The organism is Pseudomonas sp. Z2-11 (genome assembly GCF_054161305.1).
In genome coordinates this window covers 2,539,699-2,554,947 of record NZ_CP096395.1, presented here as the reverse complement: position 1 = coordinate 2,554,947, position 15,249 = coordinate 2,539,699, and the positions used below count along the sequence as shown (strand labels likewise).

The window sequence follows — 15,249 nt, the reverse complement described above, 5'->3', positions numbered from 1 at the left end:
CCCCATGCCACCGTTATGAATATCGCTGCAGGCCCCGTAATACGGGCCCTCATCCCTGGCCGCCGATTGCGTCGGCGTGCGACAGCTGTCGCATTGGCCGCGACAGTTGTGCCGGACCTGACACAGCGAAAGTCGACACTCGACGCGGTGGAATATGACTGGCTCGAGGCGCACACCTGCCCAGAAACTGGTCGAAGGGCGCAGACCTGCTATCTTGAAATACACACCTGTGTAGTTGCGATTTCATATGTATTCAGGTTGTGCTGGGAGTATTGAAATTGAAAGCAATGGATCTGCGCGCTATCGATGAATCGGCCACATCATCCTTGTGCGGCGAGTGCGATGTGATCGTCGTCAATTACAACGCCGGTGAGCTTTTGCTGGCATGTGTAGCGTCGGCGTTTGCCGCCGGCGCTGCCAGAGTGATCGTGGTGGATAACAATTCCCACGATGACAGCCTGGTGAGGCTGGAGCGTATCCACGCAGGCGACGACAAGCTTGAGGTCGTGCGCAATGCCGCCAACCTCGGCTTCGCGGTGGCGTGTAACCAGGGTGCCCGCCTGTCGGAAGCCACCAATTTGTTTTTCTTGAACCCGGACGCCGTGCTGGAAGCCAATGCCATGGACCGTTTGCTCCTGGCGCTGCGCAGCTCGCCTGAGATCGGCATGGTCGGAGGGTTCCTGTGCAACCCGGACGGCAGCGAGCAAGCCGGTGGGCGCCGGGTGTTCCCCACGCCCCGACGCGCCTTCATGCGGGCTTTCGGACTTTCACGGCTCTCGATGTTTTTCCCATCGGTTCTGTCTGATTTCCTATTGCACAAGGAGCCGCTACCCAGCACGCCCACTGTGGTTGAAGCCATCTCCGGAGCCTGCATGTTGGTCAAGCGCGAAGCCATCGAGAGCGTCGGGTTGTGGGACGAAGAGTACTTCCTGCACTGCGAGGACCTGGATTGGTGCATGCGCTTCCATCAAGCCGGCTGGAGCGTTCTGTTCGTGCCTGATGCTCAGGTGATGCATGTGTTTGGAGGCTGCAGTCGGCATCGCCCGTATTTCGTCGAATGGCACAAACACCTGGGATTCCTGCGCTTCTATCGCAAATTTTTCCGCCGCAAATACCCCGCCATCCTATGGATCAGCGTGGTCATCGGAGTCTGGTTTCGATTCAGCCTGATGGTCCTTCGCCACGCGACGAGCCGATTTAAAAATGCAAGCAACCTATGACAAGAAACTTTCATTTGCGGGTAGGCATACTGGGCAGTTCCAGTTTCCTGGGCCGACGCGTCCTGCCATTGCTGGTACGAAACGGCCACCTGACAAGCGCCTTCACCCGAAACCTGTCCAAGGTTTCGTCCTGCCCGGGAGTGACCTGGCGGGAGGCTGACGACTGGCAAGGACTGACGCTGGACACCCTGCTGTCCTTCGCTCCCATCTGGGTGTTGTCCGACTATCTGGAGCGCCTTGCCAGCACCCAGGTCAAACGCGTTGTCGTCCTGTCCTCCACCAGTCGTTTTGCCAAGCACGCATCGCCTGACCCTCGGGAAAGAGACGTGGCGCAACGTTTGATACGTGCAGAAGAACAACTTGAGCAGTGGGCGACCGAACGGCAGATCGAATGGGTAATCCTGCGACCGACCCTGATCTATGGCTTTGGTGACGACAAGAATATTTCGGAAATCGCTCGTTTCATCCAGCGCTTTGGATTTTTTCCACTGATCGGTGGCGGCACCGGGTTGCGCCAGCCAGTGCATGGTGATGATGTTATCCAGGCTTGCCTGTCGGCCCTGAACATGACTGACCTGCTCAGTGGTGGCTACAACCTGTCGGGGGGAGAAATCTTGCCGTATCACACCATGGTGCGACGCATCTTCCAGGCCATGGGACGCCCGGTTCGAACAGTGCCCCTCCCAGCCAAGGCATTGGGTTGGGGCGTTTCGATCATGCGCTGCCTGCCACGCTACCGGCACCTTTCCAGCGCGCTGGTGGCGCGGATGAACCAGGACCTGGTGTTCGACCACTCGCAGGCCAGTCAACAGTTTGGCTTTGCCCCCAAGGCGTTTCAGTTGCTGGATGAGGATTTGCCTGGACGCTGAAACGGCCTTGGCGATGGGTGGGATTTTTTGTGTCTGCCTGTCGAACATCCAATGTGGGAGCGAACTTGCTCGCGAAGGCGGCGTATCAGTCGATGAAGATGTTGAATGAGCTGGCCTCATCGCGAGCAGGCTCGCTTCCACAGGGAATCTGCTGCGTAGATGGATTTTGTGGCTTCCTGAAGATCCAGTGTGGGAGCGAGCCTGCTCGCGATGGCGGAGTTACTGTCAACGAGGATGCCGAGGGGTGACCTTATCGCGCCCTACCCCTCCGCACCGGGCTCGTCGCGGTGAACGTGGGCTTGCCACGCCCCCCATTTGCTTTCGAAATACGCCTGGTTTTTGTCCCAGAGGGCCTGGTATTCACCGCTGGCGATCAGCTTGCTGAATGAGGCCTGCCCGTAGTGATGGATAAACGCATCTTCTGCGCAGACCGTCCGGTAGCCGGCAGCCTGGACACGACGGCTGTAGTCGTCATCTTCGAACAACCCGATACCGAACGTTTCATCCAGATACCCCACCTCATCGAAGGTGGTTCGGCGAAAGGCGACACAAAACATCGCGAGCATGGAGATATCGAACGCCTGCCCCTTACGGGCTTCGGTGTAGTGGTCTGCGAACGCCTGCATCTGTTGGATGTCGGTATAGGAAATCTCGATCTTCGCTTCGTTTCCTACCGCATTCGTGACCGGCCCGACCAGGCCGATGCTCGGTTCACGCAAATGCCTGACCAGCGGATCGAGCCAACCGCCCGGCACCACCGTGTCGTTATTGAGCAGTAGCAGGACGTCACCGTCGGCTTCTCGTAAACCCTGGTTGTTCGCCGCAGCGAAGCCCCGGTTGTCCGGGTTGAGGATGATCTTCGTGAACGGTACCTCACGGCCAAGACATTCAAGATAGTCTCGCGTGCCATCGTCCGAGCCGTTGTCGACGACAATCAGTTGGTAATTGGGCCAGGTGGTATTACGCAAAATACTGTTTACACATTGAATCGTCAGATTGAGGTTGTTGTACGTCACGATCACGATGGAGACTTTTTCGTACAGCCCGACGATGGCAAGTTGCATGCTATTAAATCGATCCTTCCAATCGTTGGCCCGAGCGAGCTCCACACGCCGCTTGTAAAGGGCCAGATCGCGCTCGGCCAGGGCACGCTCGATCTGCTCGATGAACTCATCGACTCCGGTTGCGAAGTACAGCAGGTCCTTGTAGATGGCGATCTCCGCCAGTGGCGTGGAGATCACCGGTTTGCCGGCGCTGAGGTACTCGTAGAACTTCACCGGATCGACCGCATGGGTCACGTTGTAGAGCCTGAAGGGAATCAGGCACGCATCGAAATGATCCAGGTATAGCGGCATGTCGGTGTACGGCTTGCGGCCCAACAACCGCACATTGGGCTTGTGCTCGAGCCCCGCCAGGTCCTCGACGAAAACATCCCCCACCAGGATGAAATTCCACGTCGGTCGCAGGTCCGCCAACGCCGCCAGCAGTGGATAATCGAGCCATTCAGCCAAGGCGCCGTAATAGCCAATCACCGGGCCGACCAGCCCGCTCAGCAGACCGTTGGTAAAACAGTGCTGGTGGAAAAAAGCGAAATCCACAGCGTTTCGCACCAGCACGCAGCGAGGGTTATGGGCGCACCATTTCTGGTAAAGCAACGCCGCGGAAACGGTCACCAGATCAGCCTGGGCAATCAGCGTCTTTTCCTCGCTCAGCAGCTGTTCGCCGATGTTTGGAAAACCATCCCAGTCGTCCATGCAGTCATAGTGAATGCGCCAGCCATGCAGCGCGCGCAGGCTGAGTACCACGGGGCTCCAGTAGGCAATATGCACCACCGAGAGGGCGGTTCTGATCTGCATGTCAGTGACCAATGCAGCAATCGCACGCAGCAACGCCTGATGGTTCTCAGGCGTCACTATCTTTTCGTAATAGGCCATTTGCACATCGCGATGCAGCGCCACCTCGAAAAGGTTGGACGCCACTGACGTCACTCGATAAAGCTGTCCCTGCTCCGGCACACTGGATGGAACGATATAAAACACCCGATAACCATTGCTCGCGAACTGGCTCATCAACTGCTGCGGTCGCTGGAAGCGCGCGGCCCAGTCGATATTGGCGAAGCAGAGAATATCCAGCTGCCCTCTGGTGGCAAAATCCGCTTGTACCTCAACGTTCGGCAACGGTTCCGGCGCTGCCGGGTAGACGATTGCCGGGGCCGTTTCGGGAAACTCCCGGTAGGCGGAAAATCCATAACGCAGCACCCGGAACAGCGTACGCAGTGGCCGGGTGAAACGCCACGAACGGGTGTTTTGCAGGAAGTCGACTTTCGCCAGCGCGGTATCGCGCTCGTTGACGGCCGCATCTCGCTGAGCCAAGGCGGCGTCCCGGTCGATCAAGGTGCTGTCGGGCTTAAGCATGCGGGTACCGATGCAGCGGCGTGCTGTCATCCGGCGGCCACATGGAACTGCGCGAACCCGGCCGGTAGAACGTTGCCGTCAGGCTACGACGGGAAGAATGGCAGCCACTGACTACGGGCGTGACGGCATGCCAGGAATTATCCGAGCGCACCAGGATCGCCGAATTACCCACCAGGGGCTCGATCTCGGCCGCCACTGCGCTGGGATCGTTGCGGTGCAGGATGTTCAGGCAACCGCCGTCGTTGCGGTCCCAGGACTCATTGAAATAGAGGACATGGGTGACCAGTTTGTCGGGCAGGTCCGGATGGGCGCCCAGGCTCGCACCCGGACCGTAATGAAAGACATTGACCTCCATCGGCACGCTGCACAGATCGATTCCAGTCATTTGCGACATGGCTTCGCGATAACCAGCCGAGCCAAGATCCCGAGCCAGCCGCAACCATGCCTCGCTCAATTCCTGAGCATGAGCGATGGTATCGTCGCCCATGCCCAACAAGGCTCGTGCCTCGTAGTCATAGTTTTTTTCACCGCCATAACCACTCACCGTCTTGAAGTGATCATGAGGAAAAGACGCTGCCAACGCGGCGGCATCCTCGGCCGAGTACAGGTTGCCGATTTCAGCCCATGAGAACGGCTGATCCTTTAGCGCCGCTGGCGTGAGACGAGAGAGATCTAGCATTGTCGGTCTTTGTTCGCTGTCAGGTTTCTGATACCACGGGCGATGGAACGCAGTGGCGCGGTCATTCGGAATGAATTGGAGTTCCGCAGCTCACGCATCCTGGCATCGCTGCGAGCCAGTTGCTCACGGAGCTGGATGATCCGTTGCTGTTGGGCAAGCTCTCGTGCTGCCAGGTCCTGCGCGGGTTCGTTGATCTGCGGCACAGGCATGACCGGACTCACCGGCGATTCAGCTTGCACTGGGTCGCACGTCTCGGCCGCGGCTTCGAGCAGATTCGGCAGGTGCTGCAGAAAAGCCCCCAGCACTGGCTGGGACGCCGTTTTACCTTGGCGAATGATTTCAGCGACCCGGTCCCAATGCTCCACCAACTGATCCGCCGCCGCACGCGCCAAGGGCGATGGCTGAGTCTTGCCCACGCGGGCGAGGAACCATTGCGGATCGATCGTCGCGACGTTCGGCAACGCATGTAGCGTGTCGAACCCCGCCAGCGCCGTGTACTTGCCCGTGGTCAGGTCCGCCGAGCAAAACACCGGCACGCCAAACGCCAGGGCGGTGATCGCCAGGTGATAGCTATGGCCGATCACCGCTTGGGCCTGGCTGAGAATTTCGGCCATGAGCAACGGCTCCGGCCAGAACGGCAAGGTGATGGATCCGGGCAGCCGCCCGGCAATCACTGACGGATCGTCGCCCAGGACCGGTCCAATCGGCACCACCAGGAACTGGTAGCCCAGGAACGCCTCAGGGTGGTCTTCGAACAATTTTACAAAGGACTCCACCACATGAATGGCGTGGATCACGATGTAGGGCCCGGTCAGCCCGGCATGCTCGCGCAGGCGAACAAACTCGGCCGAGGGCCGTTGCTCATCGATCAGGCGCGGCAAGCCAAACGCGGTGTCGGGCAGCACTTCGATCTCGATTCGCTGGCTGAGCGCGCCGAGGGTATCGCGCGACAGGGCATCACGGACGCGCACGTACCGGCTCTGCTCAAGGGCCATCGTCAATAACGGCCTGGCCCAATCGGGGATACTGTTGCAATGCATCCCCGGTGCATTCCACATGACCGGAACCGCATGTTGCAGCGCGATGAGCGCGGGGGTCAGCCAATAACCGGTAGGGTGATGGATGTCGGCAGTGGTCGGACCATAACCATGGGCAACGACTTTATCGAATCGGATCAGGAAACCACCGCCGATCAACACGCCATCCAGCCTTGCCGCTACAGCGGGCAACTCTGTCAGCGACGTCACCGCGTAGGGCCACTCGGATGGGGTTTTCCCGTGATAGGAAAACCGCTGCAGATTGACCGAACCCAAGCGCCGGGCCAGCTCTGCCTCGGCGATGATGGGGAACAGCAGGTCACCATAGTTTTCTACGTCGAAGGTGCCGAAGATAGCCAACTGCCACGTGCGCTCATCCAAGTTTTCCGCCAGGTCCTCCTCTGCTTGAATCCCGCAGGTCTTGGGAAGCGACTCGGCCGCTCGCGGGTCGACGCTCTGCAATCCCAGGTCAACCATGCCCAGGAAATGCTTGTGGCTGGGCAACATGTCGAACGCCAAGGGCGCGACTTGCTTCTCGATCAGTTGCGAGGTGTCTTCCGTCGCACCATGCAACAGCTTGAGCGTGACGTGGTAGCGCCCCTCGGCAAGGTTAGCCGGGAAGCGTACCGTGATGGCCGTACGCCGCCAGCCGTTTTCGACCGGCCCCGGTTGCAGGGCAAAGTTGCCCCCGCCGATCACCAACAGCCTCGCCTCTTGAATGGTGAAGCTGATGTTGGGTTGAGTGATCGACTCATGCAGTAACGCTTCAACGCGAATCTCGATGTCGTCGCCATACAGGTAACTCGACGAAAGCTGCCGGGTGTTGGTGAAGCAGGCGGCGCTGATGTGTCCCTCCCCGGTTCCAAAAGCCATCCCCTGCTGACCGCCAATAAAAGACTTTTGTGTAACCGGTATGGCCCCGCCACTGGCCCAGCGACGTTGCTCGTCACGCATGTCGAGCAAGTGCAGCTCGGCCATTTCATCGGGCGAGCCGCTGGCAACGACGCGGCCTGCGCGCAGATAAATGACCCGGTGGCAAAACCGTTTGACCATGCTCATGTCATGGGAAACGAACAGCAGCGTAGTGCCTTTGGCAGCCAGTTCTTCCAGGCGGTTCAGGCATTTGAATTGAAAAGATGCATCGCCGACGGAGAGGGCCTCGTCGACGATCAGGATCTCCGGTTCCACGCAGACCGAAACGGCGAAGGCCAGCCGTACCAGCATCCCGCTGGAATAGATTTTGGTGGGCTGCTCGATGAAGTCGCCGATGTTGGCGAAGGCGATGATGTCATCGAAACGAGCATCGATTTCCGCGCGACTCAAGCCCAGCACCGCCGCGTTCACATAGACGTTCTCGCGGCCGCTGAACTCCGGATTGAAGCCCGACCCGAGCTCAAGCAACGCCGCAATCCGGCCATGCCCGCGAACACTGCCCCGGGTCGGCATCAACGTTCCGCAGATCAGTTGCAACAAGGTGGATTTGCCACTGCCGTTACGGCCGATGATGCCGACGGTCTCCCCCCTTGCGATGGTCAGGGAAACATCATCCAGGGCCCAGAACTCGCGGTAGAAACGTTTCCTGCCGCGCACCAGCATCTGCAACAGGCGGTCCTTGGGTGCATCGTAGATCTGATAACACTTGCTCAGGTTCTCGGCGCTGATGGCCACTTCAAAAGACATCGGCAAAGCCCTTCCATGAGTCACTTCCATTAGCGGCACTACTGAATCATTCCTTCGCTGGGCACTGCCGATGAGTTAAGCACAAAACGGGAAAAAAACTTCGAACGCCCTGAACTTGGCCTACCCTCCATGAGGATGCGATTCACCGAGTTCCGATTTTTTTGTCTTGAGGCCCCAGTACCAATGCAGTCGTTCAGCACTTCCCCTGCCGCCATGATCAAGAGTGTGCTGGTCAATCGAATCCTTATCTACGTGTTGATCCGCAGGGAGATCATCGGTCGTTATAAAGGCTCGATGCTCGGTATCTTATGGTCGTTCTTCACCCCGGCGTTCATGCTGGTGGTCTACACGTTCGTCTTCAGCGTGGTCTTCAAGGCCCGCTGGTCGGGTGGCGGCGAGTCCAAGAGCGAATTCGCCCTGGTGCTGTTCGCAGGCCTGCTGGTGTTCAACCTGTTTTCCGAATGCCTGAACCGCGCGCCGGGCCTGGTGCTGGCCAATACCAACTACGTCAAAAAGATCGTCTTCCCGCTGGAAACCCTGCCGATGGTGTCGCTCGGCGCTGCGCTGTTCCATATGGCGATCAGCATCCTGGCCTGGCTGCTCTTCTATATCGTGCTGTTCGGAACCCCTCCGGCAACCGCCCTTCTGCTGCCGTTGGTGCTGTTTCCGTTGGTGTTGTTGACGCTGGGTATTTCCTGGTTCCTCGCCTCGATAAGCGTATACCTGCGCGATATCGGCCAGTTCATCGGCATTGTCATCACGGCGATGCTCTTTCTCTCGCCGATTTTCTATCCCCTTTCGATACTTCCGCAAAGCTACCAGGCGGCGTTGCAGGCGAACCCCCTGACGCTGCCGGTGGAAATGGTTCGTGACGTACTGTTCTGGGGCAGGACGCCACAATGGGCGCACCTGGCAACTTATTCGGCAATTTCCTTGTCGATTGCCTGTGCCGGATTCGCCTGGTTCCAGAGGACACGCAAAGGCTTTGCCGATGTCATATGAGTTTGTTGACGTGGCGCCTCGTCCGGCAGCCGCTATGCTGATAGATGGCACGGCTGGAACCTGGGCCTGCCTGGTTATTGAAGTCGACAACACACCTGCAAGACCCGGGGTGCGTTGCCGTAATGTCCAAGGGACTGGAAGAACGCATGGATCAGATCAACCGTCTTGTCGATCACATTGACAAACTGACTCGCTCAACACAGTCCAGATCCATTGAAGCCTTGCAGCTGGTCAAGGAAATCGAGAATCGGGACCGGCTGATCAAGCAACTGAACCTGGGTTCACAAGCGCTTCGCACTCGCCTGTCGCTTCAGGAAGGCAAGGCCGGGCGACTGCGCGAGCAATTGCAAGTGACCGAACGGCGCCTCAAAGACACCCAGGCATTACTTCGCGCTAAAGAACGCCAAGCGGTGGAGCTGTCCGATTGGGCGGTGGATTTACGCGCACAATTGGCGGCGAAACAGACTGAGCTGTTGAAGCTTTCCGACTGGGGCAACGCCATCGAACGCGCACCGCTGCGTTATTCGATACGCAAGCAGCTGTATAAATTATCGCGCCGGATCTACGCCTGGTTGCCGCTCACCGCACAGCAGAAAAGCAGCCTGGCCCAGCGGCTTCGAAGCTGGTTGAAACGCACCAGGGCGACAGCCGGCGAATCATCGGCGTCCCCAAGCCTCGCGCCGCTGCAACCCCTGCTACCACCGATTGACCTTGCCGTGCCATCCGGTCACGGGCAGCCGACGATCCTCATGTTCGGCGTGATCGATTGGCACTTCCGCATCCAGCGCCCACAAAACCTGGCCAAGGAGTTGGCGCGGGCGGGACAAACGACGTTTTATATTTCCAACCACTTTATCGACGATGATGCTCCCGGCTTCGAGGCGGAGCGCCTGGAGGGCTCCGAGCGGCTGTTCCAGATCCGTTTCAAGGTGCGCGGGGCTCCGGCCATTTATCATGCCCCGCCTTCAGCGGCCGCGATCCGCCAGTTGTGCCAGGGACTGGCCATGCTGCTGGACGCGGCGAACGTCGCCGCCGTGGACTGCATCGTCCAGCACGCCTACTGGTTCCCGCTGGCAAGACGTGTCCCCAACGCCACGCTGGTCTATGACTGCATGGATCATCACGAAGGTTTCGGCAATGTTGCCCAGGAACTGCTCGACCTGGAAATCGCCTTGATGCGCCGGGCCGATCTGCTGGTGGCGACTTCCGACTGGATCGAACAACACGGCAAGCGGGAAAACCGCAACGTAGAGGTGATCCGCAACGCCTGCGAATACGGTTTTTTCAGCCAACGCCCCGAGAAGATCTACCGGGACCCGGCCAACAGAAAGATCATCGGCTACTACGGCGTCATCGCCGAATGGTTCGACCTGGAACTGGTCAAACGCGTCGCCCAGTCCTTCCCGCAGCAGCTGATCCTGTTGATCGGCAGCGATATCGTCCAGGCGAAAAAATATTTCAAGGCCTGCCCGAATGTGGTCCTGGAAGGCGAAGTCCCATATGCCTCCCTGCCCTATTACCTCTACGCCATGGACGTTTGCCTGCTTCCGTTCAAGGTCATGCCCCTGACGCTCGCCACCAATCCGGTCAAGGTCTATGAATACCTGAGCGCAGGAAAACCGGTAGTGTCGGTGAAACTGCCGGAGTTGAGCCAGTTCGGCAAACTGGTCTGGACGGTCGAACAGCCGACTGAGTTCATCTCGGCCATACGCGGTGTACTCGACGCTCTGCCAGAGGTCGGCGCAACGCCAAGGGCGCGTCAATCGTTCGCCCAGGGCCAGACCTGGCAGCATCGGGCCGCCAGCCTGCGCAAGGCCATCGCGTCATTGCCCCTGCCCAAGGTCAGCATCGTGGTGTTGACCTACAACAACCTCGAACTGACCAAGGCTTGCCTCGACAGTCTGTTGACCCAGAGCCAGTACCCGAACCTTGAAATCATCGTGGTCGACAACTGCTCCAGCGACCAGACCCCGACCTATCTCACTGCCTGGGCCAAGGGACATCCCGAACGGATCGTCATCCTCAATCCGGATAACAAGGGATTCGCCGCAGGGAACAACCAAGGGCTCGCGGCAGCCAGTGGCGATTACCTGGTCATCCTGAACAACGATACGGTTGTCACCGCCGGCTGGATCAAGGGGTTGATCCGTCATCTGAAGGACCACGAGGAAATCGGCATCATCGGTCCGGTCACCAACAACATCGGCAACGAAGCCAAAGTCCGCACCCGTTATGGCCGGATGGAGGACATGCCCGCCGAAGCCGCGCAAATGACCCGTGCCCGCATGGGCGAATGGTTCGAAATCAACACCCTGGCGTTTTTCTGCGTGATGTTCCCGCGCTCGACCTACGAGCAGATCGGCGGCCTGTGCGAGGAGTACGGCCTGGGGTTCTTCGAGGATGACGATTATTGCCGCCGCGTGCAGCGTCGCGGCCTGCGCGCGGCTTGCGCCGAAGACGTCTTCGTCCATCACCACCTGTCCGCCTCGTTCAACACCTTGGGTGCCAGGAAAAAACAGGCACTTTTCGAGAAGAACCGAGCGATCTACGAGAACAAATGGGGATCCTGGGTTCCGCACACGTACCGAGATGTATAGGCCCCTCTGGGATGCAACGCTGTTTACGAGCGTTGACCAACCGTGGCGAGGGAGCTTGCTCCCGCTGGGCTGCGAAGCGGCCCTGAACCCGGCCACCGCAGCGTGCCAGGTAGGTTGCATTCAGCTTTTGGGGCTGCTGCGCAGCCCAGGGGAGCAAGCTCCCTCGCCACAATGAATCGAGAAACGCCTTAAGCGAAGTTCCTTCAGCAGAGATGATATTTTGCCCGGATCAAGCCTGAAATACGCAGTGGTGCTGTTGGTTTTACTGGCGAGTACGGCGGTCGGCGTGTACGGTTTTTCGACGCTTGAACTGGCGTCCATGAACAGCAGTAGCCGCACGATACTGCTATCAGTGGCAGTCCTGGCGGCCCTTACCGCTTTCACTCGCAAGCCGCCGATCATTCTTTGCCTTGGCCTGCTGGCGTGCCTGACCATTGCCTGCGCGCAGACCTGGCCGGTGGTTGTCGTCGCGGTCTTCGCGCTGTCTGCCACCGTGCTCGGCAGGTGGCTGCTCAGGCAAGAAAATCCGGCCGACTGGAGCATCCATCTACTGATGGGCACCGGCACGTTCGGTACGCTGACAGGCCTGGCTGCGTATATGCCGATCAACTATCCCTGGCTGTATGGCGCGATGTTGGCAGTGCCGCTTGTACTGGGGCGCAAACAGGTTCTGTCGATAGGTCGCGAACTGCTGGCACAAATCCAGGCCACCCGCTCGGCACAAACGCCCCTGCAAACCGGGCTCGATGTACTGATTGGCGGCTTCGCCTGCCTCTACGTGCTGGTAGCCTTCATGCCGGAGGTCGGCCACGACGCCTTGGCCATGCACCTCTTCGTCCCTTCACAGCTGGCCCAGCGGCACCAATGGTCGTTCGATGCAAACACCTATGTGTGGGCCGTCATGCCCATGCTGGCCGACTGGATCTATAGCATCGTCTATATGCTGGCGGGCGAAACGGCGTCACGCCTGAGCAATAGCGCATTCGCCTTGCTGGTGGCGTGGCAGATTCGCAACATGACCCTCTGGGCCGGGGGCTCCGCCACGAGCGCTCGCGGGGCAAGCCTGATCTTCCTGTCGACGCCCCTCGCCTTTGCTGAAAGCAGCAGCCTGCACATAGAGTCGGCGTGGACCGCCTTCATGCTGGCCGGGACCCTGGCAATCCTGAAGGTCTCAGGCTTCACTGCGGATCCTCGGGAACGCCTGTCGCAACTGGTCCTGGCCGGTGTCCTGCTGGGCTTCGCCATGGCGACCAAGGCGGTGACCCTGAGTGTCCTGCCGGTCCTGCTGTTGGTCCTCTTGCTGCAGTACAAGGCCTGGGCCGTGCGAGGAATCGCCAAGACCCTCATGCTCGGCAGCGCCGGCCTGCTGCTGGCGGGCGCTACCCCTTACGTCTGCGCCGGGTACTTGACCGGTAACCCGGTGTTCCCGTTTTTCAACGGGGTTTTCCATTCGCCGCTCTGGCCGAACATGAACTTCGAACCGCCCGCCACTTTCGGTACCGGGATGACCTGGGACACCCTCTATCGAATGGTCTTCCAGTCGCCGCAGTTCATCGAGGGGCGGGTCGGCGCGGCGGGTTTCCAGTGGCTGCTGCTACCCACAGCGGCCGTCGCCGTGCTGTTGAGCGGCAACAGAAAAGCCCTGTGCATCCTCCTGGTCGGCGCCGGCGCGATGTTCATGACGTTCCAGTCAACGGCCTACCTGCGTTATGTGTTTCCCTCCTTTGCGCTGTTCTCGGTGATCCTCGCCCTGCCCTTTTCCGACGCCAGGGCCTTCCCCCGCAGCCTCGCCATCGCGGCCGGTGCCGTGCTGGTCCTGGCCAATACCCGCTTCATCCAGGCCGCGACTTACTATGGCGAAATCAAACCCTCGGCACTCTTGAGCCAGGCCGGTCGGGAGGCCTTTTTGCTGGAGCGCCTGCCGATCCGGAAAATGGTCGACACCGTCAACGCCTTGAACAGCGGTTATCAACCCGTGGCGGTTTTTGCGTCGCCCTTGATGGCGGGTTTGCATGGCGATGCCCTTTACGCATCGTGGTACAACCTGAAGTGGAAGGGCGAATTCGACGCAGCGACCTCGCCGGCGGAGCTTACCCGGCGCTTGCGCCAGCGCCAGGTGAACTGGCTGGTGATCGATCTCAAGTCTCTTCCCCAGGCGCAACTCGACCGCCTGCTCGCCGTGTCCACGTCATATTCCAGGCTGGGGAACCTGGACCTGCGCAAACTCAACGCCACCCACTACGAGCTCCTGCTCAATCCGGACCTGTCCAGCCTCGACGGCTGGAACCTGCTGTCGCCCTCGACCTATGACACCTCGCGCAAGATCCTCACCGTCAACGTCAACACACCCGCCACTCAGCGCGTCGACGTCACGCCGGGGCTGACCTACATCAACAGTGTGTCCGCACGCTGCGCGGAGGCAGCCACTACCGGAAGAATCCAGGCCAACTGGATTGACGACCAAGGCGACTTCATCAGCGCCAGCATCGCAACGTTTGATTGCACCACGCATTGGGAGACCCATGAGATGAGTGTCATCGCCCCGGCTAATGCCACGTCCGCGGTCATTTATGCGTCCGGGCATACCGACACTCCCCTGGAGTTCAAATCACTTTCATTCAGGCAATAGTTGGCGAATCGATGAACACAACAACAGCGATTTTCACGGATGAACTACGCGTTGCCGTCGTCATCCCCAGCTATCGGGTCACCGCACACATCGTCGGCGTCATCGACGCCATCGGGCCGGAGGTCTGGCGCATCTATGTCGTTGACGATGCCTGCCCGGACGGTTCGGGCGGGCATGTCCTGGCCTCCTGTAACGACCCTAGGGTCAAGGTGCTGCCCCATGACATCAACAAAGGTGTGGGGGGTGCGGTCATGACCGGCTATCGAGCAGCCCTCGCTGACGGCGCGAGTATCATCGTCAAGGTCGACGGCGACGGTCAGATGGACCCGACCCTGATTCCGCTGTTCATCGAACCTATCCTGGCGGGTGAAGCCGACTACACCAAGGGCAATCGGTTTTTCGACCTGGAGGAAGTCCAGTCGATGCCGCGAATTCGACTGTTCGGCAATGCCGTGTTGTCGTTGATGGCCAAACTGTCGACGGGTTACTGGGATCTGTTCGACCCGACCAACGGCTATACCGCGATTCACCGTGACGTCGCCAGGCTGCTGCCCCTGGACAAGGTCAGCCAACGCTATTTTTTCGAGACCGACATTCTGTTCCGCCTGAACACCGTGCGCGCGGTGGTAGTGGATATTCCGATGGAAGCCCGCTACGGCGATGAGGTCAGTCACCTGAAGATCTCGAAAATCGTCGGCGAATTTCTCTTCAAGCACCTGCGCAACTTCACCAAGCGCGTGCTCTACAACTACTACTTGCGCGACATGTCCCTGGCTTCGATCGAGCTGCCGATCGGAATCCTGATGTTCGTGTTCGGCATCCTGTTCGGCAGTTACCACTGGTTCGAGTCGGCGCAGCATGGCGTCGCGACGCCAGCCGGCACCGTGATGCTCAGCGCATTGCCCATGCTCATGGGGCTGCAATTGATCATGGCGTTTCTCGGTTACGACATCGCCTCGGTCCCCAACAGGCCTCGGCATTCCAGGCGCAGGGCCACTTCATTGCGGGAAGAAAAGTCATTAAAGCGCTAAGAGATTTTTTATCGGACCCGTCGCTCAAGGCGCTGGATGTCGATGGCTGCGAACGCCTCGAACTTCACGGCAAGGTGCTTGAACGCAAGCA

8 protein-coding genes and 2 pseudogenes are annotated in these 15,249 nt (G+C 59.4%); 6 read left to right on the top strand and 4 right to left on the bottom strand.

Annotated elements, in window-relative coordinates; all coding sequences use genetic code 11:
- Positions 1-260: 260 nt before the first annotated feature.
- Positions 261-1,220, top strand: a complete 960-nt coding sequence (locus tag M1E16_RS11550) for a glycosyltransferase family 2 protein (RefSeq protein ID WP_458129969.1) — start codon at positions 261-263, stop codon at positions 1,218-1,220.
- Positions 1,217-2,089: an NAD-dependent epimerase/dehydratase family protein gene (locus tag M1E16_RS11545; RefSeq protein ID WP_458129968.1), complete on the top strand. Its 873-nt coding sequence runs from the start codon at positions 1,217-1,219 to the stop codon at positions 2,087-2,089. The genes M1E16_RS11550 and M1E16_RS11545 overlap by 4 nt, the downstream gene beginning before the upstream one ends.
- 260 nt (positions 2,090-2,349) lie before the next feature.
- Here the strand turns inward: M1E16_RS11545 and M1E16_RS11540 are convergent, their stop codons facing one another.
- The 4 genes and pseudogenes from M1E16_RS11540 to M1E16_RS11525 form a co-directional block, all read right to left on the bottom strand.
- Positions 2,350-4,503 carry a glycosyltransferase gene (locus M1E16_RS11540; RefSeq protein WP_458130314.1) on the bottom strand — a complete coding sequence of 718 codons (2,154 nt, stop codon included), beginning with the start codon at positions 4,501-4,503 and terminating at the stop codon, positions 2,350-2,352.
- Positions 4,496-5,182: a 2OG-Fe(II) oxygenase gene (locus tag M1E16_RS11535; protein WP_458129967.1), complete on the bottom strand. Its 687-nt coding sequence runs from the start codon at positions 5,180-5,182 to the stop codon at positions 4,496-4,498. The genes M1E16_RS11540 and M1E16_RS11535 overlap by 8 nt, the downstream gene beginning before the upstream one ends.
- Positions 5,176-6,537 (bottom strand): annotated as a pseudogene (locus tag M1E16_RS11530) (polysaccharide pyruvyl transferase family protein); the annotation flags it as partial. The pseudogene M1E16_RS11530 and the gene M1E16_RS11535, both read right to left, overlap by 7 nt.
- A 135-nt stretch (positions 6,538-6,672) precedes the next feature.
- Positions 6,673-7,899 (bottom strand): annotated as a pseudogene (locus M1E16_RS11525) (ABC transporter ATP-binding protein); the annotation flags it as partial.
- Positions 7,900-8,082: 183 nt separating this feature from the next.
- On the opposite strand from M1E16_RS11525, the gene M1E16_RS11520 reads away from it, so the two are divergent.
- From M1E16_RS11520 to M1E16_RS11505, 4 genes are all read left to right on the top strand, one after another.
- On the top strand, positions 8,083-8,901 hold the full coding sequence (locus M1E16_RS11520; protein ID WP_434568782.1) for an ABC transporter permease: 819 nt from the start codon (positions 8,083-8,085) through the stop codon (positions 8,899-8,901).
- Positions 8,902-9,047: 146 nt separating this feature from the next.
- Positions 9,048-11,498, top strand: a complete 2,451-nt coding sequence (locus M1E16_RS11515; protein WP_458129966.1) for a glycosyltransferase — start codon at positions 9,048-9,050, stop codon at positions 11,496-11,498.
- Between the two features lie 220 nt (positions 11,499-11,718).
- Complete coding sequence (locus M1E16_RS11510; protein WP_458129965.1) at positions 11,719-14,127, top strand: phospholipid carrier-dependent glycosyltransferase; 2,409 nt, start codon at positions 11,719-11,721, stop codon at positions 14,125-14,127.
- A gap of 11 nt (positions 14,128-14,138) precedes the next feature.
- Positions 14,139-15,158, top strand: coding sequence for a glycosyltransferase family 2 protein (locus M1E16_RS11505; RefSeq protein ID WP_458129964.1), 1,020 nt, complete (start codon positions 14,139-14,141; stop codon positions 15,156-15,158).
- Positions 15,159-15,249: the final 91 nt, after the last annotated feature.

Bases quoted from the DNA above. Each gene is read 5' to 3' on its own strand.
- M1E16_RS11540 (WP_458130314.1), bottom strand. From the start codon at position 4,503: ATGCTTAAGCCCGACAGCACCTTGATCGACCGGGACGCCGCCTTGGCT.
- M1E16_RS11520 (WP_434568782.1), top strand. From the start codon at position 8,083: ATGCAGTCGTTCAGCACTTCCCCTGCCGCCATGATCAAGAGTGTGCTG.
- M1E16_RS11515 (WP_458129966.1), top strand. From the start codon at position 9,048: ATGGATCAGATCAACCGTCTTGTCGATCACATTGACAAACTGACTCGC.
- M1E16_RS11505 (WP_458129964.1), top strand. From the start codon at position 14,139: ATGAACACAACAACAGCGATTTTCACGGATGAACTACGCGTTGCCGTC.
- M1E16_RS11535 (WP_458129967.1), bottom strand. From the start codon at position 5,182: ATGCTAGATCTCTCTCGTCTCACGCCAGCGGCGCTAAAGGATCAGCCG.
- M1E16_RS11545 (WP_458129968.1), top strand. From the start codon at position 1,217: ATGACAAGAAACTTTCATTTGCGGGTAGGCATACTGGGCAGTTCCAGT.